Source organism: Nonomuraea sp. B208 (assembly GCF_057536035.1).
In genome coordinates this window covers 967,070-986,351 of the sequence record NZ_BAAJOU010000028.1, presented here as the reverse complement: position 1 = coordinate 986,351, position 19,282 = coordinate 967,070, and the positions used below count along the sequence as shown (strand labels likewise).

General features: G+C 71.0%; 15 protein-coding genes. 4 read left to right on the top strand and 11 right to left on the bottom strand.

Annotated elements, in window-relative coordinates; translation table 11 throughout:
- Positions 1 to 101: 101 nt before the first annotated feature.
- The 3 genes from AC27IY_RS40835 to AC27IY_RS40825 all read left to right on the top strand — a co-directional run bounded on the left by AC27IY_RS40835 (position 102) and on the right by AC27IY_RS40825 (position 4,829).
- Positions 102 to 1,202 (top strand): PP2C family protein-serine/threonine phosphatase, encoded by a 1,101-nt coding sequence (locus tag AC27IY_RS40835; protein WP_487181218.1) that lies wholly within the window; start codon positions 102 to 104, stop codon positions 1,200 to 1,202.
- Positions 1,203 to 1,264: 62 nt separating this feature from the next.
- Positions 1,265 to 2,428, top strand: a complete 1,164-nt coding sequence (locus AC27IY_RS40830) for a pyridoxal phosphate-dependent aminotransferase (protein WP_423448900.1) — start codon at positions 1,265 to 1,267, stop codon at positions 2,426 to 2,428.
- A gap of 118 nt (positions 2,429 to 2,546) precedes the next feature.
- A complete protein-coding gene (locus tag AC27IY_RS40825) occupies positions 2,547 to 4,829 on the top strand; it encodes an ATP-binding cassette domain-containing protein (protein WP_371246971.1) in 2,283 nt (760 codons plus the stop codon).
- Positions 4,830 to 4,833: 4 nt separating this feature from the next.
- Here the strand turns inward: AC27IY_RS40825 and AC27IY_RS40820 are convergent, their stop codons facing one another.
- A complete protein-coding gene (locus AC27IY_RS40820) occupies positions 4,834 to 5,703 on the bottom strand; it encodes a hypothetical protein (protein WP_344215694.1) in 870 nt (289 codons plus the stop codon).
- 33 nt (positions 5,704 to 5,736) lie between these two features.
- Positions 5,737 to 6,645, bottom strand: a complete 909-nt coding sequence (locus AC27IY_RS40815) for a S66 peptidase family protein (protein WP_487181217.1) — start codon at positions 6,643 to 6,645, stop codon at positions 5,737 to 5,739.
- A gap of 76 nt (positions 6,646 to 6,721) precedes the next feature.
- Between AC27IY_RS40815 and AC27IY_RS40810 the strand changes: the two genes are divergently transcribed.
- Positions 6,722 to 7,603: a sulfotransferase gene (locus AC27IY_RS40810; RefSeq protein ID WP_487181216.1), complete on the top strand. Its 882-nt coding sequence runs from the start codon at positions 6,722 to 6,724 to the stop codon at positions 7,601 to 7,603.
- On the opposite strand, the gene AC27IY_RS40805 is transcribed toward AC27IY_RS40810, so the two are convergent.
- The 9 genes from AC27IY_RS40805 to AC27IY_RS40765 form a co-directional block, all read right to left on the bottom strand.
- Positions 7,575 to 9,461 carry an ABC transporter ATP-binding protein gene (locus AC27IY_RS40805; protein ID WP_344215700.1) on the bottom strand — a complete coding sequence of 629 codons (1,887 nt, stop codon included), beginning with the start codon at positions 9,459 to 9,461 and terminating at the stop codon, positions 7,575 to 7,577. The two genes, AC27IY_RS40810 and AC27IY_RS40805, sit on opposite strands and share 29 nt — an antisense overlap.
- Before the next feature lie 128 nt (positions 9,462 to 9,589).
- Positions 9,590 to 10,426, bottom strand: a complete 837-nt coding sequence (locus tag AC27IY_RS40800) for an enoyl-CoA hydratase/isomerase family protein (protein ID WP_487181215.1) — start codon at positions 10,424 to 10,426, stop codon at positions 9,590 to 9,592.
- 125 nt (positions 10,427 to 10,551) lie between these two features.
- The gene (locus tag AC27IY_RS40795; protein WP_020547488.1) at positions 10,552 to 10,767 is read right to left on the bottom strand and encodes a helix-turn-helix domain-containing protein; all 216 of its coding nucleotides are present in this window, start codon (positions 10,765 to 10,767) and stop codon (positions 10,552 to 10,554) included.
- A gap of 113 nt (positions 10,768 to 10,880) precedes the next feature.
- A complete protein-coding gene (locus AC27IY_RS40790; RefSeq protein WP_344215703.1) occupies positions 10,881 to 12,479 on the bottom strand; it encodes an ABC-F family ATP-binding cassette domain-containing protein in 1,599 nt (532 codons plus the stop codon).
- 131 nt (positions 12,480 to 12,610) lie between these two features.
- Complete coding sequence (locus AC27IY_RS40785) at positions 12,611 to 15,223, bottom strand: exo-rhamnogalacturonan lyase family protein (protein ID WP_487181214.1); 2,613 nt, start codon at positions 15,221 to 15,223, stop codon at positions 12,611 to 12,613.
- The gene (locus AC27IY_RS40780; protein ID WP_487181213.1) at positions 15,220 to 15,828 is read right to left on the bottom strand and encodes a rhamnogalacturonan acetylesterase; all 609 of its coding nucleotides are present in this window, start codon (positions 15,826 to 15,828) and stop codon (positions 15,220 to 15,222) included. Before AC27IY_RS40780 ends, AC27IY_RS40785 begins: the two co-directional genes overlap by 4 nt.
- 8 nt (positions 15,829 to 15,836) lie before the next feature.
- Positions 15,837 to 16,748: a carbohydrate ABC transporter permease gene (locus tag AC27IY_RS40775; RefSeq protein WP_423448913.1), complete on the bottom strand. Its 912-nt coding sequence runs from the start codon at positions 16,746 to 16,748 to the stop codon at positions 15,837 to 15,839.
- Between the two features lie 10 nt (positions 16,749 to 16,758).
- Positions 16,759 to 17,736: an ABC transporter permease gene (locus tag AC27IY_RS40770; protein WP_344215711.1), complete on the bottom strand. Its 978-nt coding sequence runs from the start codon at positions 17,734 to 17,736 to the stop codon at positions 16,759 to 16,761.
- Positions 17,737 to 17,809: 73 nt separating this feature from the next.
- A complete protein-coding gene (locus tag AC27IY_RS40765; RefSeq protein ID WP_449951547.1) occupies positions 17,810 to 19,243 on the bottom strand; it encodes an extracellular solute-binding protein in 1,434 nt (477 codons plus the stop codon).
- Between the last annotated feature and the right edge of the window lie 39 nt (positions 19,244 to 19,282).

Sequence of the window (19,282 nt, the reverse complement as noted above, 5' to 3'; positions counted from 1 at the left end):
GCGGTTGTTCCCTCCCGGCCCGCTCACGCTGTTTTCCGCACCCGCCGAGCTGGGCACGACCACCGGGACGGAGGAACGACGGCGCGGAATGAGGGACGGCCGTGGCGAATGGCGGTGAACGGCGGCGCGTGGGCCCCTCCCTGCCGATGCCGGTGTTCGTGGCGGTGCTCGTCTGCGTCACCGTGGCGCTGATCACCCTCGACTCGCTCACCAGCACGGCGGTGCGCCTGCTGCCCCTGCTGGTCTTCCTGCCCTCGATCGTGTCGGGGCTCGGCAACGTGCGCCAGACCGCGTTCGCGTCCGTGTGGGTGGTGCTGGTGATGGGCGGCACGCTCGCCTACCTCGGGGCCGACCTGGACGACAACCTGCTCGCCGCGGGGTTCGCGGCGCTGTTCGGCGTGGCGGCCGTGATCAGCTGCCGCTACCGGGTGCACCGCGAGGAGGAGGTCTACCGGCTGCGCTCGGCCGCGGCGGCGCTCCAGCGGCAGATCGTCCGCCCGCTCCCCCTGCGCAGCGGCGACGTCCTGGTGGACGGCCTCTACCAGCCGGTCGAGGAGGACGCGATGGTGGGCGGCGACATGTACGAGGTGGCCGCCTCCCCCCACGGCGCCCGCCTGCTCATCGCCGACGTGCAGGGCAAGGGCCTGCCCGCGATCGGCACCGCGCTCGCCGTGCTCGGCGCCTTCCGCGAGGCCGCCTACCGCGAGGCCACCCTGATCGGGGTGGTGGAGGCGATGGAGTCGGCGGTGACCCGGCACAACCTGGGCGCCGGCCGTGGTGGCGAGCCCGAGCGCCTGGTGACCGCCCTGGTGCTGGACATCCGCCGCGGCCCGGTGGTGGAGGCGGTCAACTGCGGGCACATCGCCCCGTACATCATCCACGACGGGCGGGCCTACCAGGCCGCACTCGGCGAGCCCGCGGTGCCGCTCGGCCTGGCCGGGCTGGCTCCCGGGCCGCGTGCCGTCGCCTGGTTCGCCTTCCCCACCGGGGCGACCATGCTGCTGTGCACCGACGGCGTCACCGAGGCCCGCGACAGCGCGGGCTCGTTCTACCCGCTGGCGGCGCGGCTGCGTACGTGGGCCAGGCATCCGCCCCGCCGCCTGGCCGAGACCGTCGGCGCGGACGTGCGCAGCTTCACCGGCGCGCCCCCGCGCGACGACGTCGCGATCCTGACCCTGACCAGGACCCGCGCGTTGTCATGAACCACTGCGGCAAGTAGCGCGTATCTCCACACATCGGACACGTGGTGTTCCATGGAGGTGTCGTGGAGCTCAGCCTGCTGCGTACACAGGCGCACAGCCCGTCATACTTCTCACTGCTGCGCGGCTCGGCCGGAGAGCGCGCACCGGTGGACTTCTGCATACCGTGCAACCCGTACTTCCCGACGCCCGAGATCTTCGAGCACCTCGGGAGGAATCTGGAGACGATACTCAAGTTCTATCCGAGCGACGCCGGCACGATCACCGCCGAGCTGTGCGCCACGCTGGGGCTGCACCCCCAGACGGTCGCCATGGGCAACGGCTCCACGGAGCTGATCACCTGGATCGACCACCTGCTGGTGCGAGAGAGCCTGGCGGTGCCGATCCCGACCTTCGGCCGGTGGACCGACCAGCCGCTGGAGACGGGCAAGCGGGTCGACATGTACCCGCTGCTGGAGAGCCGCAACTTCGCCCTCGACGTGGCCGACTACGTCTCGTTCGTCCGCACCCGCGGCTCGCGCGTGGCGGTCATCTGCAACCCGAACAACCCCGACGGCGGCTATCTGCCCAAGCACGAGGTCGTCCGGCTGATGGACGAGCTCATCGACCTCGACCTGGTGATCGTCGACGAGTCGTTCGGCGAGTTCGTGGACGCCGAGCCCTGTCCGGGCGTGGCGGCCGAGGCCGCGGTGCGGCCCAACGTGATCGTGCTGCGCAGCCTGGGCAAGAACTTCGGCCTGCACGGCGTCCGCTTCGGCTACATGGTCGCCAACCCGGCGCTGGCGGGGCGGGTGCGCGACGCGCTGCCCAAGTGGAACCTCAACTCCTTCGCCGAGGTCATGGTGTTCATGATGAAGCAGTTCGGCGCCGAGTACCAGGAGAGCCTGCGGCGGCTGTCGAGCGACCGGCGGGCCATGTTCCAGCAGCTCAGCACCATGCCGGGGCTGTCGGTGTACGCCTCGCAGGGCAACTTCCTGCTGGTCAAGCTGCCGCCGGGCCACGACGGGGTGCCGCTGCGCGACCACCTGCTGACCGAGCACGGCGTCTACGTCCGCGAGTGCGGCAACAAGCTCGGCACCACCAGCCAGTTCCTGCGCCTGGTGGTGCGCCCCCAGGAGGACGTGCGGCGGCTGCTCATCGGCATGACCCAGTTCCTGTACTCGGGCAGCCTGCACGAGATCCCGGTGATCGGCCTGCACCACCGGCACGCGAACCCCCTGTCCGCCTGAGCGCTTGGGGCGTACGGCGTACGGTACGCTGTACGCCGAACACGGAGCTCCCGGGACGATGTACGCTGTCCCGGCTAACTCCTTACGCCCTAAGCAATCTCGCCGACAAAGGGGTCCCGTGGTTCCCACGCACCGCCACGACCACACCGCCGCCGACGGCCACGACCTGATCCAGGTCCGTGGCGCCCGGGAGAACAACCTCAAGGACGTCTCCCTCGACATCCCCAAGCGCCGGCTCACCGTCTTCACCGGAGTGTCCGGCTCGGGCAAGTCCTCGCTCGTCTTCGACACCATCGCCGCCGAGTCGCGCCGGCTCATCGACGAGACCTACAGCGCGTTCGTGCAGGGCTTCATGCCGAGCCAGGCCCGCCCCGACGTGGACGCCCTGCACAACCTGAGCGCCGCCATCATCGTCGACCAGGAGCGCATGGGCGCCAACGCCCGCTCCACCGTGGGCACCGCCACCGACGCGCACACCATGCTGCGCATCATCTTCAGCCGCGTCGGCGTCCCCCACGTCGGCTCCGCCTCCGCCTTCAGCTTCAACCTGGCCGAGGGCATGTGCCCGGCCTGCGAGGGCCTCGGCAAGACCATGGAGATCGACGTGGACGCGCTGGTCGACAGGGAGCTGTCGCTGAACGAGGGCGCCGTCAAGGTCCCCGGCCACGCGGTGGACAGCTGGCTCTGGCAGGTCCTGGCCGGCTCCGGCCTCTACGACCCCGCCGTGAAGCTGAAGGACTTCACCCCGCAGCAGTGGGACGACCTGCTCCACAAGCCGCCCACCAAGATCAAGTACGGCTCCAACACCTTCACCTACGAAGGGCTCGCCGTCCGGGTCCGGCGCGGCTACCTGGGCAAGGACCGCGAGTCGATGCAGCCGGCCGCCCGCGCCTTCGCCGACCGGGCGCTCAAGCTGACCACCTGCCCCGACTGCGGCGGCTCCCGGCTCAACGAGGCGGCCCGCTCGGCCAGGATCGCCGGGCGCAACATCGCCGAGTGCTCGGCCATGCAGGTCGACGACCTCGCCGAGTTCGTCCGCGGCCTGTCCGCCGAGGCCGTCGGCCCGGTGCTCGACGGCCTGCTCGCCACGCTCGACTCGCTGACCGGCATCGGCCTCGGCTACCTCAGCCTGGACCGCGAGTCGGCCACCCTGTCGGGCGGCGAGGCGCAGCGGGTCAAGATGGTGCGCCACCTCAACTCCAGCCTCACCGACGTCACCTACGTCTTCGACGAGCCGACCGCCGGGCTGCACCCGCACGACGTCCAGCGGATGAACGAGCTGCTGCTGCGGCTGCGCGACAAGGGCAACACGGTGCTGGTCGTCGAGCACAAGCCGGAGACGATCGCCATCGCCGACCACGTGGTGGACCTCGGCCCGGCCGCGGGCAGCGGCGGCGGGCAGGTCTGCTACGCGGGCGACCTCGACGGGCTGCGCGCCTCCGGCACGCTCACCGGCCGCTACCTCGGCCACCGGGCCCGGCTGCGCGAGCGGCCCCGCACGCCCTCGGGACATCTGCGGATCGAGGGCGCGAATCTGCACAACCTGCGCGACGTCACGGTGGACGTGCCGCTCGGCGTGCTGACCGTGGTCACCGGCGTGGCCGGGTCGGGCAAGAGCTCGCTCATCCACGGCTACATCGCCGGCCGCGAGGGCGTGGTCGTGGCCGACCAGTCGCCGATCCGCGGCTCGCGCCGCAGCAACCCGGCCACCTACACCGGCCTGCTCGACCCGATCAGGGCCGCCTTCGCCAAGGCCAACGGGGTCAAGCCCGGCCTGTTCAGCGCCAACTCCGAGGGCGCCTGCCCGGCGTGCAAGGGCATCGGCCTCATCTACACCGACCTGCAGATGATGGCCGAGGTCGCGTCGGTGTGCGAGAAGTGCGAAGGGCGGCGCTTCACGCCGGAGGTGCTGACGTACACGCTGCGCGGCAAGAACATCAGCGACGTGCTCGGCATGTCCGTGGCCGAGGCCGCCGGGTTCTTCACCACCGGGCAGGCCAAGGGCATCCTGGAGCGGATGTCCGCCGTGGGCCTCGGCTACCTCGGGCTGGGGCAGCCGCTGACCACGCTGTCCGGCGGCGAGCGGCAGCGGCTCAAGCTGGCCATCCACATGGCGCGGGGCGGGACGACGTACGTGCTGGACGAGCCCACGACGGGCCTGCACCTGGCCGACGTGGACCAGCTGCTCGGGCTGCTGGACCGGCTGGTCGACGACGGCAACTCGGTGATCGTCATCGAGCACCACCAGGCCGTGATGGCGCACGCCGACCGGATCATCGACCTCGGTCCCGGCGCGGGTCACGACGGCGGCCGGGTGGTCTTCACCGGCACCCCGGCCGAGCTGGTCGCGCACGGCGACACGCTCACCGCCACCCACCTGCGGCAGTACGTGACCGGCTGAGCCTTCAGACCGCCAGCCGGGCGAGGACCCGCGCGAACTCCGGCGGCGGGGCCACCACCAGGCGGGTCTGGCCGCCCCTCATGACGATGTCGGCCTTGATGAGGGTCAGCCGCCCGCCGTGCCACCAGTGCACCTGCGGGCTCAGCCCGCCGGTGCGGGCGGCGTGCACGCGCAGCCGCTCGATGGCGCGCACCACGCCGATCCCGTCCACCGGGTGCACGAGCAGCGTGTACGGATCCGGCAGCACCACCAGCACGCCGTCCGCCGGCACCGGCAGGTAGTCGGCCAGCCACCGCAGGTGGGTGGCCGCCGACGGCGCCGTCCCGGTGAGCCGGAGCACCGGCGTGCCGGACAGCTCGATGGACTCCACCGGCAGCCGCTCCTCGCGGCGCACGTTCGCCACGGCCAGGTCGAGCGCCTGCGCCGTGGGCACGGGCCAGCACCCGGCCTCCTCGGGCCGCACCGGGCGGCCGTGGGCGGTCAGCAGCTCCACCAGGTCGGCGTTGAGGTGGCGGCCGACGATCCTGGCCGGGTCGGCCAGCTCGTCCACCGACTCCACGCGGGTGCGCAGCAGCGGGGCGGCCTGCTCCAGGTCGCACAGGTCCGCGGGCTCTCCCGCGGTGGCCACGGCGTGCGCCAGGTGCTCGCTGACCAGCACGGGCCAGTCCTCCCTGGCCCGCCGTCCCGCCTCACGGCGCAGCCCGGTGAGCCGGACGGTCAGGGTGGGCTCGCCGCGCAGCGTGAGCGAGCCGCCGTCGGCGGCGAACTCGCAGGTGAAGCCGCGGGACTCGGCGACCAGCGCGAGCAGCGAGTCGAGGTCGGCGTCCGCGTCGGGGCGGCGCGCGGGCTCTCGCTCTCGCTTGAAAAAGCTCACGCGCGCTGTCCCTTTCTTCCGGATTCGTCCCTCCTAGGTTGCCTGCTCCCCATCGCGCTCCGGACCAGACAGGGAGCACGATTCGGTATCGATAACTCCAAGTCTTCCCAGCCAGAGGCTCATTTGCGGTGACCCGTGACCCGCCGGAAGCCCGGCCAGGACGGGCACGCCGAGCGGCGCCAGCCGGTCCCGCAGCACCGGGTAGGGATCGCCGCACTCCACCCACGACCCGAGCGCGATCCCGCGCACCCCGTCGAACGCCCCGGCCTGCAGCAACTGGGTGAGCATCCGGTCGATCCGGTACGGCTCCTCCCCCACGTCCTCCAGGAAGGCGAGACGCCCCTCGAACGACGGCTGCCACCGGGTCCCGCACATGGACGCCAGCAGCGACACGTTGCCCCCTGACAGCTCGCCCTCGGCCCGGCCGGGCACCAGCACCCGATCGCCGTAGACGCTCTCCTGCGCGCCCGACAGGGCCGCCTGGAGGCTCGCCCAGGTGAGCGGCTCGGGACCGTTCTCCCCGCCCAGCAGCTCGCAGGCCGGCATCGGGCCGTGCAGGGTGGACACGCCCAGCTCGATCGCGAAGGCGTTGTGCAGCGCCGTGATGTCGCTGGAGCCGAGCAGCACCTTGGGCCCGGCGGCGCGCATGGCGTCCCAGTCGAGCAGGTCGAGCAGCCGCCCCGCGCCGTAGCCGCCCCGGCAGCAGAACACCGCCTTGACCGCCGGGTCGCACCAGGCGGACTGCAGGTCGGCGGCGCGATCGGCGTCCGCGCCCGCGAGGTAGTCGAGCTCCTGCCGGTCGAGCACGTGCGCGCCCACGACGACCTTCAGTCCGAGCCCTTCCAGCCGCGCCACGCCCTGCCTGAGCAGGGTCGCGTGGGGCGGGCCCGAGGGCGCGACGATCGCGACCGTGTCACCGGGCCGCAGGTCAGCTTGCTGCATCGATCAACTCCTGGACATGGGCCCGCGGCGCGGTTGGCTCGTTCACCAGGCAAACGGTGTCACACTTGTGTCGCGTATGCGACTTCCGCCCCACATCCTCGTCGTCAACGGCGTCAAGGTCCGCCGCCCGGTGTTCCTGCTGGGCGCACCGCACTCCGGCGCCGCACTGCTGGCCCGCGCCCTCAAGCGCTCCCCCGGCTTCCACATGACGATGGGCCGGGCGAGCGTGGCGCACGTGCTGTACGCCTTCGCCCGCAAGCCGTCCATCGCCCGCACCTCCGGGGCCGTGCGGGTGCTGCGGGACGCGCTCGCCGAGTCGTGGCAGGTGCTGCCCGGCTCGTGCGGGAAGTGCGCGGCGCCGTGCCGCGAGGCGGGCGGCGTCACCGGCACGGGGCCGTGCGTGGCCACCGGCGACATCGTGCGCTTCGGCGAGGGCGGCCCCGACCTCATCTACAGCGCGCCGGTGCTGCTGCAGGCCTTTCCCGACGCCCGGTTCGTGCAGCTCGTCCGCGACGGCCGCGACGTCGCCGCCGACATGCTCGCCGATCCCGACTGCCTGGCGTGGTTCCGTCCGGCGATGCTGAGCGGCGGCACCGAGTTCCCCAACGCCTTCCTCGGCGTCAGCAAGGACGAGCACCTCGAGCACTGGAAGGAGATGCCCGCGGCGGGCAAGTGCGCCCTGCGCTGGCGCAGCGCCGTGCGGCTGAGCGCCGAGCTGCGCCGCTCCCTACCCGCCGGTCAGCTCCTGACCCTGCGCTACGAGGACCTGGTGCGCGCCCCCGCGCAGGCGGCGGCCACGCTCGCCGAGCACCTGGAGACGCGGGTGCCGAAGGTCGCGTTGTACGGCCACGAGGCCGCGGCCGGCGCCTGGCGCTCCCGGCTCCGCCCCCAGGACGTGGAGCTGGTGGAGCGGGTGGCGCGCAAGGAGCTCACCCGGCTGGGCTACCTGACGAGCTGAACTGGGTGCGGTAGAGCTCGGCGTACAAGCCGCCGCGCGCCAGCAGCTCCTCGTGCCGGCCGCGCTCGGCGACCCGGCCCTCGTGCACGACGAGGATCTCGTCGGCCTCCCTGATGGTGGAGAGCCGGTGCGCGATCACCAGCGAGGTGCGGCCCTCCAGCGCGGTCTTCAGCGCCACCTGCACGGCCGCCTCGGACTCGGAGTCGAGGTGCGCGGTCGCCTCGTCGAGCACGACCACGCGGGGGGCCTTGAGCAGCAGCCGGGCCAGCGCGAGCCGCTGCTTCTCGCCGCCGGACAGCCGGTAGCCGCGGTCGCCCACCACGGTGTCGAGCCCCTCGGGCAGGGACTCGACGAGGTCGCCGATCTGCGCGGCCTTCAGCGCCGCCCAGATCTCCTCGTCGGTGGCCTCCGGCCTGGCGTAGCGCAGGTTGGCCCCGATCGTGTCGTGGTAGAGATGCGGGTCCTGCATGACCACGCCCACGGTGTCGCGGAGCGAGGCGAGGGTGGCCTCGCGCACGTCGAGGCCGTTGAGCCGGACGGCCCCCGCGTCCACGTCGTAGAGGCGCGAGACCAGCGAGGTGATCGTGGTCTTGCCCGCGCCCGAGTGGCCGACCAGGGCGATGAGCTGCCCGGGGCGGGCGGTGAACGACACGCCCTTGAGCACCGGGTGGGAGGGGCCGGTGTCCTGCCTGGCCACCGACTCCAGGCTGGCGAGCGAGACCTCCTCGGCGGCCGGGTAGCGGAAGCGCACGTCGTCGAACTCGATCGTCACCGGCCCCTCCGGCACCGGCACGGCGTCGCGGCGCTCGGCCACCATGGGCTTGAGGTCGAGGATCTCGAAGACGCGGTCGAAGCTGACCAGCGCGGTCATGACGTCCACGTGCACGTTGGACAGCGAGGTGAGCGGGCCGTAGAGGCGCATCAGGAGCGCGGCCAGGGCCACGAGCGTGCCCAGCTCGAAGTAGCCGGTGACCGACAGGACGCCGCCGATGCCGTAGACCAGGGCCGTGGCGAGCGCGGCGACCAGGCCGAGCGCGACGCGGAAGACGGTGCCGTACATGCCGACGCGGACGCCGACGTCACGCACCCGCGCGGCCCGCGCGCCGAACACCTCGGCGTCGTCCTCGGGGCGGCCGTACAGCTTGGCGACCATGGCGCCGGCGACGTTGAAGCGCTCGGTCGTGACCGAGCTCATCTCGGCGTCGAGCTGCATCTGCTCGCGGGTCAGCGCGGACATGCGGCGGCCCACGTATTTGGCGGGGATCACGAAGATCGGCAGCAGCACCAGGGCGACCAGCGTCACCTGCCACGACAGCGCCAGCATGGCGCCCAGCACCAGGACCAGGCTCACCACGTTGGACACGACCGACGACAGGGTGCTGGTGAGCGCGCGCTGCGCGCCGATCACGTCGGTGTTGAGCCTGCTGACCAGGGCGCCGGTCTGGGCACGCATGAAGAACGCGACCGGCATGCGCTGCACGTGGTCGAACACCTCGGTGCGCAGGTCGTAGATCAGCCCCTCGCCGATGCGCGCGGAGAACCAGCGCTGCACGAGCGTCAGCCCGGCGTCCACCAGCGCGAGCGCGCCGATGGCGACGGCCAGCCAGATCACCACGCCGGTGCGCTTGGGCAGGATGCCGTCGTCGATGATCGCCTTCATCAGCAGCGGGTTGGCGACCACGATCACCGCGCCCGCCACCACCAGCAGCAGGAACGCCGCGATCTGCCTGGTGTAGGGGCGCGCGTAACCGGCGATGCGCCGCGCGATCCCGGGGCGCAGGCGCTGCCTGACCACCGACTCGTCGCGGCGCAACGAGCTCCACACGTGAGGGCCGAAGCCCCCTCCCATCATCGCCATCCGGGGGATCCCCTCTCCTCCGCCGGACACAGCGCCCAGGTGGCGCCGCCGATTCCCGTCTCAGCTCAGCGCGAAATTGTGCCACGAGGGGACGAAGGGGACTTCGCGCCGAAGATCAGCCCCGAAGATCAGCCCCCGAAGAGCGTCTTGATGCGCATGGCCTGCTCCAGCCCTTCGGCGACGCCCTGCTCCTCCAGGGTGCGGGCCCGCGCCCCCTGGAGGAGTCGCTTGGTCGCGGCGGCCGCGTCCCGGTTGGTGGACAGCAGCTCCGCCGCCTTGTCGCGCACGGCCCGGTCGAGGTCGTCCCGCGCGACCACCTGCTCGGCGAGGCCGATGCGCATGGCCTCCTCCGCGTGCACCATCCTGGCGGTCAGGCAGATGTCGATCGCCTTGGCCAGGCCGACGAGCTCGACCAGGGGCTTGGTCCCCGTCAGGTCGGGCACCAGCCCGAGCGCCGGCTCCTTCATGCAGAACTTGACGTCGTCCGCGACGATCCGCAGGTCACAGGAGAGCGCGAGCTGGAACCCCGCGCCGATCGCGTGCCCGTGCACCGCGGCGATGGAAACGATCTCCGGCCTGCGCAGCCACAGGAACCCGGCTTGAGCCTTTCTGATGCTGTGCTCGAAATCCGTGTCACCGGACCTGGCCACCGAGCTGAACGAGCCCTGGCCCGGCACCCCCTCAGGAGTGAACATCCGCAGGTCGATGCCTGCCGAGAAGGACGGTCCCTCACCTTTCACGACGACGACGCGCACCTGCTCGGGCAGGTTGTCGCCGATGCCGGCCAGCGCGGACCAGGTGGCGAACGTCTGAGCGTTGCGCTTGTCCGGCCGGTCGAGCGTGATCGTCGCTATCTCACCGTCCACCTCGAAGCGGAGCCCGCTCTCCGCCAACCGCTCGGCAGAGACGTCCTCCGTGACGCTTTCCGTGTGCCCCCCGCGCTGTCGCGCCTCAGCTTCCGCCATCGCCCGCTCCTTCGGTCCGAAGTGCTGTCCGTCGCGCCCGAGCCTACAGAATATGATTCTGGCTCGGGCGCGACGGCTGGCTGACTAGGGACGGGCGGCTGCGGTCGCACGTTCCGAGGCGGCCGTCAGCGCTTGGACTTGCCTCGAGTCGCCCCGCCGCGCCCGCGCAGAGTCACACCGGACTCGCTCAGGATGCGGTGGATGAACCCGTAGGACCGACCGGTCGAAGCGGCCAGGGCGCGGATGCTCTCACCCGCGGCGTAGCGTTTCTTGAGATCGCCGGCCAGTTTCTCCCGGTCGGCCCCGGTGACCCGGGTGCCCTTCTTCAGTGTCTCGGCCACGAGTACCTCCTGTAGTGCCGGACTTCCGCAGCGTTACTCCGCCATGATCAGTCATTTCAGCGGGATCGGCTACCTACTCCACGGGAAAAGATCCGTACCCACTCAAATTAAGATCAGGCAAGTGCCACAAGATCGGAAAATTCGGCGCTCCACGCGTCTTCAGTTCCGTCCGGTAGCAAGATCACCCTATCCGGTGACAGGGCGTCAACGGCACCCTCGTCATGGGTCACAAGGACGATCGCTCCTGAATACGACCTCAGAGCGTTGAGAACCTGCTCGCGGGAGACGGGATCGAGGTTGTTCGTGGGCTCGTCGAGAAGGAGGACGTTGGCGCTGGAGAGCACCAGCATGGCCAGGGCCAGCCGGGTCTTCTCGCCTCCGGACAGGACGCCGGCCGGCTTGTCGACGTCGTCGCCGGTGAAGAGGAACGAGCCGAGCACCTTGCGCAGCTCGGTGTCGGTGAACTCGCCGCCGGCCGAGCGCATGTTCTCCAGCAGCGTGCGGTCGGCGTCGAGGGTCTCGTGCTCCTGGGCGTAGTAGCCGACCTTGAGGCCGTGGCCGGGCCGCAGCTCACCGGTGTCGGGCTTCTCCAGTCCGCCGAGCAGACGCAGCAGGGTGGTCTTGCCCGCGCCGTTGAGGCCGAGGATGACGACCCGGTGACCTCGGTCGATGGCCACGTCCACGTCGGTGAAGACCTCGAGCGAGCCGTAGGACTTCGACAGGCCCTGGGCCGTGAGCGGGGTGCGGCCGCACGGCTTGGGGTCGGGGAAGCGCAGCCGCGCCACCTTGTCGCTCTGGCGCTCCTCCTCGGTGCCGGCGAGCAGGCGGTGCGCCCGGCGCATCATGTCCTGGGCCGCCTTGGCCTTGGTGGCCTTGGCGCGCATCTTGTCGGCCTGCGCCAGCAGCGCGCCCGCCTGCTTCTCGGCGTTGGCGCGCTCGCGCTTCCTGCGCTTCTCGTCGGTCTCGCGCTGGGCGAGGTAGGCGGTCCAGCCGACGTTGTAGTGATCGATCACGGACCGGTTGGCGTCCAGGTGCAGGACCTTGTTGACCGTCGCTTCAAGAAGCCCGACGTCGTGGCTGATGATCACCAAGCCACCTTGATGGCTGCGCAAAAAATCGCGAAGCCAGCCGATTGAGTCCGCATCTAGGTGGTTTGTCGGCTCGTCCAGAAGGAGAGTTTCCGCTCCGCTGAAAAGAATTCGGGCCAATTCCACGCGCCTGCGCTGACCGCCAGAAAGCGTTTTCAGTGGCTGGGTGAGCACCCGGTCGGGCAGCCCGAGGCTGGAGGCGATCGAGGCGGCCTCCGACTCGGCGGCGTAGCCGCCGAGCACGTGCATCTGGTCCTCCAGGCGGCCGTAGCGGCGCACCGCGCGCTCACGGGTGCGCTCGTCGGCCGAGCTCATGCCGAGCTCGGCCTCGCGCAGCTCGCGCAGCACCTGGTCGAGGCCCCTGGCGGACAGGATGCGGTCGCGGGCGAGCACCTCCAGGTCGCCGGTGCGCGGGTCCTGCGGCAGGTAGCCGACCGAGCCGCTGGTGGTGACGGTGCCGGCGGCCGGCAGCGCCTCGCCGGCCAGCACCTTGGTCAGGGTCGTCTTGCCGGCGCCGTTGCGGCCGACCAGCCCGATCTTGTCGCCCGGGTTGACCCGGAAGGACGCTTTCTCGATGAGCAGGCGCGCGCCGGCGCGCAGCTCGATATCATTGGCGATGATCATGATGGCGGAACACTCCCGTGCTAGGAAACGAGGGTTTGGGCGTGCTACGCCTGATCAATCGGGAGTGTGCATACGATCAGTGTAGGGCTCCCCGCTGGAGCCCCACCTCTGGTTTGACGCTCCGCCGTTCCCTAACGCCCGGCGGGGCCCGCCTCTTCCCGCCCCTCCCCGCCGTCCAGGTGCTCCCCGATCAGGGCCAGGTTGTGGATGGCCGCCAGGGCGTACTGGGCCGCGCTGTTGGTGCTGACGAACGGGGCCTCCCGCACGGGGGCGAGCACCGACGGGCCGTCCACCGTCGTCAGCTCCCACTTCTCCTGCCGCTGCAACGGGTTGGTGTTGAGCTGGTCGCCCTCGTCGCGGCCGAACTTGCGCCACGCCCAGGCGGCCAGCCGGGCGTCCCCGGTGCGCGCCGCCGCGTACGCCGTCAGCCGGCTGTGCGCCTGGATCAGCGAGATCCCGCCGAGCCGCCGCCCGACCTCCGCCTCCTGCTCCTCCGGAGTGGCGAGGTAGAGCCGGCAGTACTCCAGCCAGGCGTCCTCGAAGCCGGGCACGTCCACCAGCGCGATGAGCTCGGCGCAGATCTCCGGCAGCCCGAACAGCGACGACAGGTGCGAGATCGAGATCTTGTCCACCGAGGTGTCGAAGCGGCCGGTGGCGAGGTCCATCCTGGCCTCGCCGGTCAGGAACCTGCGCGGCATCGCCGCGATGTCGGCCATCGTGCCGAGCAGCCGGTCCCTGGCCCGCTCGTCGCCGTGCCGCTCCCAGCGGGTCAGCCAGGCGGCGGCGAGCGAGCCCCAGTCGGTGCCGAGCCCGACCGACAGCGCCGACGGGTCGGGCGTGTAGACGTCCTCGCGGACCTTGCGCTGCGGATCGACGGCCGTGAACGTCTCCTCCGGCGCGCTCAGCTCGTCCATGAGGTCACCGGAGCGCTCGTCGGCGGTCAGGTAGTGGTGGAAGCGGCGGTAGGCGGCGTTGGAGATGCGCACCTGCTTGCAGCTGCACCCCCAGTGCTGCACGTTGTGCCGGCTGCCGAGGCCCTTCCAGCGGCCGAGGTGGTAGACGTCGACCTCGCCGGTGTGGCGGGTCATGGCCTCGGCGAAGCGGAAGACGTCGGCGCGGCCGGTGCGCAGGTACTGCAGCCACAGCCACAGGTCCGGCGACAGCTCGGAGTTGTCCCAGGCGTAGCCGCCCACGTCGTAGCGCCAGGTGTGGCGGTCGGGGTCGTAGGTGTGCATGACGTCGCCGTAGTCCCAGAAGCCGTACCAGCGGCGCTGCTCGCGTTCGCGGACGTACAGGTCGAACAGGAAGTCGAGGCGGTCCTCGATCTCGGCGCGGGCCGGCGTGGAGCGGTCGGGCAGCTCCCAGACGCCGAGGACGCCCGCCTCGCGCAGCCGCGCGGGCGTGGCGGTGAGCAGGGCGGGCTCGTTCATGGCGGCGGCGAAGGCGGCGAGGTCGGCGGCGGGCGGCGTGGCGGCGAGGGCGCGCAGGGTCAGCTCGTGCGTACGCGCGATGCCCCGCGGATCGCCGAAGCCCGGCTCGTAGTCCTCGTAGGTGATCTCCAGCCCTTCGAGCTGCTCCTCGAAGGTGTCCTGGCCCATGCCGTCGTGGTAGAAGCGCAGGTCCATGGCTGGGGCGGAGGGCGACCACAGCCAGACGGTCGCGGTGGCGAGGCCGGTGGCCGCGTTCCTGACGTCGAGCCGGGTGGGGTGCAGCCGCCAGAAGTCGCGCAGCCCGAAGCCGAGGCCGCCGCTCACGCCGCCGACGTAGCCGTAGCCCGCCGAGCGGGTGCCCGACGGGATCGTCACCCAGGAGTGTCCCTCGCCGGTGCGCTTGCGCAGCGTGAAGCCGTCGGCGGAGGACTGGTCGAGGGTGTAGTCGTTCCAGGCGGGGACGAGGTGCAGGCGGCTCGCGACCTCGGGGGCGATCTCGCCGCAGGGCAGCCCGGCGACCTGGTCGCGGCGGACCCGCTCGCCGGGGTCGAGGCGCAGGCCGGTCAGGCCGCGTACGGCCTCGGTGAGGAAGCCGTCGGGGCCGGCCAGGCGTACGTGCCGGTCGTGCGGCTCGTCGCGCATGACGACGTCGGCGCTCAGGCCGAGCCCGGCCAGGAAGTCCCGCTCCGGGTCGCCGTCCCAGACGAACGTGTGCGTGATCCGCACGTCCTCGGCCCCGGCGTGGAAGTACAGCCGGACCGTGAACGGCAGCCAGTCCCCGTGCCGCCCGTCCAGGCGGAGCACCGCCCGCACCGGGCCGTCCTGCTCGACCGTGACCCGTTCGACCAGGCCGGTGCGCCGCTCGCGGGGCGGCGCGGCGCCCTCGTCGGGGGTGGGGCCGGTCTGGCGCAGGCTGACCAGGCGGACGTCGCGGGCGATCTCGCGCCCGCCGCGGGCGATCGAGCGGGCGAGGGTGGCGCCGCTCTCCCCGAGCGTCCAGGTGACGACGCCGGTGGCGACGACCAGGGCGCCGGCCTCGCGGGTGACGGTGACGGGGGTGGGCGGCGCGGCGGGCTCGCGGCCGGGCTCCAGGCGGTACTCCCGGGCGGCGGGGCCGGCGCCCGCGGCGTGCGCGGACCACTTGACCGAGCCGTCCGGCCAGGTGGCGCTCACCCAGCTCTGCACGGGCACCTCGCGGCCGGCGTCGTCGCTCAGCGCGAACCGCGTCCCCGGCGCGACCGTTCCCCGCGGCCAGGGCACGCCCCAGGTCACCCCCTGGTCGCCCGGTCGGTCCAGCCAGCGCAGCGCGGTCATGCGATCTCCTTCAGTCGCTCGGCGACGATCGCGGCCACCTCGTCGGCGCCGCGGAAGCAGAAGTGGGTGTCGTCGGCGACGCCGCCCGGGTAGAGCGGGTGGACGCCGGGCGGGAAGTGCGTGAACAGGGCCTTCGAGCCCTCGGGGCCGTACCGCTCGTACAGGGCGGTGGTGGCCGTGGTCAGGTCGATGAGCGGCACGTCCTCGGCGGCGGCCAGCTCGCGGACCTGGTCCGGGTAGCCGCCGTGCGTGGGGACGAGCCGGCCGTCCGCCCAGCGGCGGCGCTGGACGGGCGTGCACAGCACGGGCCGCGCCCCGGCGGCGCGCGCCTCCGCGACGAAGCCGCGCAGGTTCTCCCGGTACGGCAGCTCCGGCTCCTTCTGGTCGTTGTGCCCGAACTGCAGGACGACCAGGTCACCGGGGACGACCTCGCGCAGCAGCGCCGCCCACAGCCCCTCGGCCCGGTGGCTCGCCGTGGTGGCGCCGCCCTTGGCGAAGTTGCGCACCGGCAGGCCGAGGCGGGCGCCGAGCTGGGCGCCCCACCCCGACATGGGCGCCTCGGCGGCCGGGCAGGAGGCGACCGTCGAGTCCCCTGCCAGCAGCACGGTGACGCTCACTCCTTGACGCCCCCCAGCAGCACGCCCTTGGCGAAGTGCTTCTGCAGGAACGGGTAGAACAGCAGGATCGGCAGCGTCGCGATCACCACGACGGCGAACTTCAGCCCCTGCTCGGGCGGCACCCACGTGCGGTCCATCTGGGCGAGCGCGTTGGCGGCGTCGGTGCTGGTGAGCTGGCGCACCAGGATCTGCAGCGTCCACTTGCTCGGGTCGTTGATGTAGAGCAGCGGCGACATGTAGTCGTTCCAGATCCCGACCGCGTAGAACAGCGAGAACGTGGCGATGATCGGCTTGGACAGCGGCAGGACGATCTTGAAGAAGACGCCCATCTCGTTGCAGCCGTCGATGCGCGCCGCCTCCTCCAGCGCCTGCGGCAGCTCCTGGAAGAAGCTCTTCACGATGATCAGGTAGAACGGGTTGATCGCCAGCGGCAGGATCAGCGCCCAGTAGCTGTCGAGCAGCCCGAGGTCGCGCACCACCAGGTAGGTGGGGATCATGCCGCCGGAGAAGACCATCGTGAAGATGACCAGGTTGAGCACCAGCGCCCGGCCCGGCAGATAGCGCTTGGCCAGCGGGTACGCCATCGTGAAGGTCAGCAGCAGCTGCACCACCGTGCCGACCGCCGTCACGACGACGGTGGTCAGCAGCGCCCGCAGGAAGGTGGGGGTGTCGAAGATGTACTCGTAGGACTCGGTGACGAACTTCTCCGGCCACAGGAAGAACGGCCGCGAGGAGATCTCCGCCTCGCCGGCGAACGAGCCGGCCAGCACGTACAACAACGGCAGCACCGTGATCGCCGCCAGGCCGACGAGCACGATCACGTTGAGCGTGTCGAACACCCGGCTGCCGAGCCCGGCCTCGTTCCCCGCGGGGAGGCCGGCTTTCTTGGTCTTGGTGATGGTGGCCATGCCGGGCTCCTCAGAACAGTCCACGCTGGCCGAGGCGCTTGGCCAGCCAGTTCGAGCCGAAGATCAGGATGACGCCGGCCACGCCCTTGAACAGGCCGACGGCGGTGGAGTAGCTGATCGCGCCCTGGGTGATGCCGGCGTAGTAGACGTAGGTGTCGAACACGTCGGCCACCGAGCGGTTCAGCGAGGTGGTCATCAGCCAGATCTGCTCGAAGCCCGAGTCGAGCAGGTTGCCGGAGGCGAGGATCGCCATGACCACGACCGTGGGGCGGATGGCGGGCAGCGTGACGTGCCAGAGCTGGCGGAAGCGGCCCGCGCCGTCCATGCGGGCGGCCTCGTACAGGTTGGGGTCCACGCCGGCCAGCGCGGCCAGGTAGATGATCGTGCCCCAGCCGGTCTGCTTCCACAGCTGCTGGAGGATGATCAGCGGCCGGAACCACTCCTCCTGCGCCATGTAGTCGATCTTGGAGGTGTCGCCCAGGATCTCGCGCATCCAGCCGGCGAGCACGCCGAAGTCCGCCGCGAACAGCACGTACGTCAGCGACGCGACGATCGTCCAGGACAGGAAGTGCGGGATGTAGATGAGCGACTGCACCGAGCGCTTGAGAAAGCCGACCCGCACCTCGTTGAGCAGCAGGGCGACGATGATCGGCGCGGGGAAGACGAACACGATGTGCAGCAGCGCCAGCAGGAGCGTGTTGAACATCAGCCGGCCGAAGTCGGGCCCGGCGAACAGCTCCTCGAAGTGCTTGAGCCCGACCCAGGGGCTGCCGGAGTAGCCGAGGAAGGGCAGGAAGTCCTGGAAGGCGATCGTCAGCCCGTACATCGGCAGGTACTTGAAGATCACGAAGTACGCGACGCCGGGGACGAGCATCAGGTAGAGCCAGCGGTAGCGGCCTACCGCCGTGCGGAGCGGCACCTTGGCGGCGCCTCTCCCGCTCTCCTTGGGCGCCGCCTTCTCGGGAGGCGCCGCCAGGTGGGTGGCCACGAGCGGCCTCCTTTCGTGGGAGAGCCCGGGGGGCGGCAGGTCCCCCGGGCTCTCGGGCGGGGTCGGGCGGCCGTTACTGGCCGAGCTTCTTGACGAGGTCGTTGATCTCGGCCGTCACCTGGGTGCCGCCGCTGTCGTACCAGCGCTTGATCTCGCCCTTGAGCTGGTCCTCGGTGATCGCGCCCGACAGGAACTTGATCCGCGCGTCGGGGACGATCGTGTCGATCTGCGGGCCGCGCGCGACGGCGGTGTCCGAGACCACGGGCAGCGCCACGTTGTGCACCGCCGTCTTGAGGTCCTCCTCCATGAGCTGCTTCTGCAGCGCGAGCATGTCCTGGTACGGCTTGCCCGACGGCACCCGCTGGTAGGCGATGCCGCCGATGTCGACCGTGCCCTTGGTGCCGAGCTGGATGAAGGCGTCGTCGGCGTTGTCCTGGATGACCTTGACGGCCGGGTCGTCCTCGTTGATGAGCGCGGCGGTGTCGCCGTTCTCGACCTTGTAGTTGCGGCCCTCGATGCCGTTGGTGACCAGGTTCTGGCCTTCCTTGGTGGCCAGCTTGTCCAGGGTCTTCAGCACGTTGTCGAGGTCCTGCTCGGTGCGCACGCTCTGCTTGGAGATCGCGAGCACGTCGGCGTAGCCGGTGAACGGGTAGGAGAACTTCTGGCCGTCGGAGCGCTTGAGGTTGCCGACCATGGCGACCTTGTCGCCGTAGTTCTCCTTGTCCTCCTGGTAGAACAGGTCGAGGACCTGGCGGGAGCGGATGTTGACGTCGATGATCATGCCGCCCTTGCCCTGGTGGAACGGCTCGTTCCACTTGGCGGTGTCGAGCGTGGCGAAGTCGGGGTTGATCATGCCCCCGTCCACCATCTTCTTCAGCCAGCGGTTGGCCTCGAGGAACTCGGGGGTGTCGAAGCCGGGCACGATCTTGCCGTCGCGCTCGCCCCAGCCGTTGGGGGCGCCGAACCAGGTCTCGATCACGTCGTACGGGCTGGCGCTGGCGTAGTTGCCGGGCCACTTCGGGATGATGAGGCCGTAGGTGTCGTTCTTGCCGTTGCCGTCGGGGTCCTTCTCGGTGAACGCCTTGGCGACGTCGTAGAGGTCGTCGACCGACTCGGGCAGCTTCAGTCCCAGCTTGTCCAGCCAGTCCTTGCGGATCACGATCGCCGAGCGCAGCAGGGGCCGCATCCGGTAGAGACCGAAGATCCGGCCGTTGATCGAGGAGTTGAGCGCGCTCCGCTCGTCGGCGGGCTTGAGGTTCGGGTACTTGTCGAGCTTGTCGGTCAGGTCCCAGAACGCCCCGGCCTGAGCGGACTTGACGAACGCCGGCAGGTGCGGGTCGACCACCATGACCTGCGGCAGGTTGTCCGAGGCCAGGGTGACGTTGAGCTTGTCGGTGTACTCGGCGTTGGGCACCCAGGTGATCTGCAGCTTCTTGCCGAGGAACTTCTCGACGGCCTGGTGCAGCTCGCCCTTCGGGTCGGGCGCGGTGCCGAACAGCTTCGACATGAACGTGATCGTGTTCGGGTCGGACTGGGGCGCCTCCCC

What these genes read in the sequence shown, in the direction of transcription:
- AC27IY_RS40815 (WP_487181217.1), bottom strand. Translation starts at nt 6,645, where the DNA reads ATGCAGCAAGCTGACCTGCGGCCCGGTGACACGGTCGCGATCGTCGCG.
- AC27IY_RS40810 (WP_487181216.1), top strand. Translation starts at nt 6,722, where the DNA reads ATGCGACTTCCGCCCCACATCCTCGTCGTCAACGGCGTCAAGGTCCGC.
- AC27IY_RS40805 (WP_344215700.1), bottom strand. Translation starts at nt 9,461, where the DNA reads ATGGCGATGATGGGAGGGGGCTTCGGCCCTCACGTGTGGAGCTCGTTG.
- AC27IY_RS40800 (WP_487181215.1), bottom strand. Translation starts at nt 10,426, where the DNA reads ATGGCGGAAGCTGAGGCGCGACAGCGCGGGGGGCACACGGAAAGCGTC.
- AC27IY_RS40790 (WP_344215703.1), bottom strand. Translation starts at nt 12,479, where the DNA reads ATGATCATCGCCAATGATATCGAGCTGCGCGCCGGCGCGCGCCTGCTC.
- AC27IY_RS40785 (WP_487181214.1), bottom strand. Translation starts at nt 15,223, where the DNA reads ATGACCGCGCTGCGCTGGCTGGACCGACCGGGCGACCAGGGGGTGACC.
- AC27IY_RS40775 (WP_423448913.1), bottom strand. Translation starts at nt 16,748, where the DNA reads ATGGCCACCATCACCAAGACCAAGAAAGCCGGCCTCCCCGCGGGGAAC.
- AC27IY_RS40765 (WP_449951547.1), bottom strand. Translation starts at nt 19,243, where the DNA reads ATGTCGAAGCTGTTCGGCACCGCGCCCGACCCGAAGGGCGAGCTGCAC.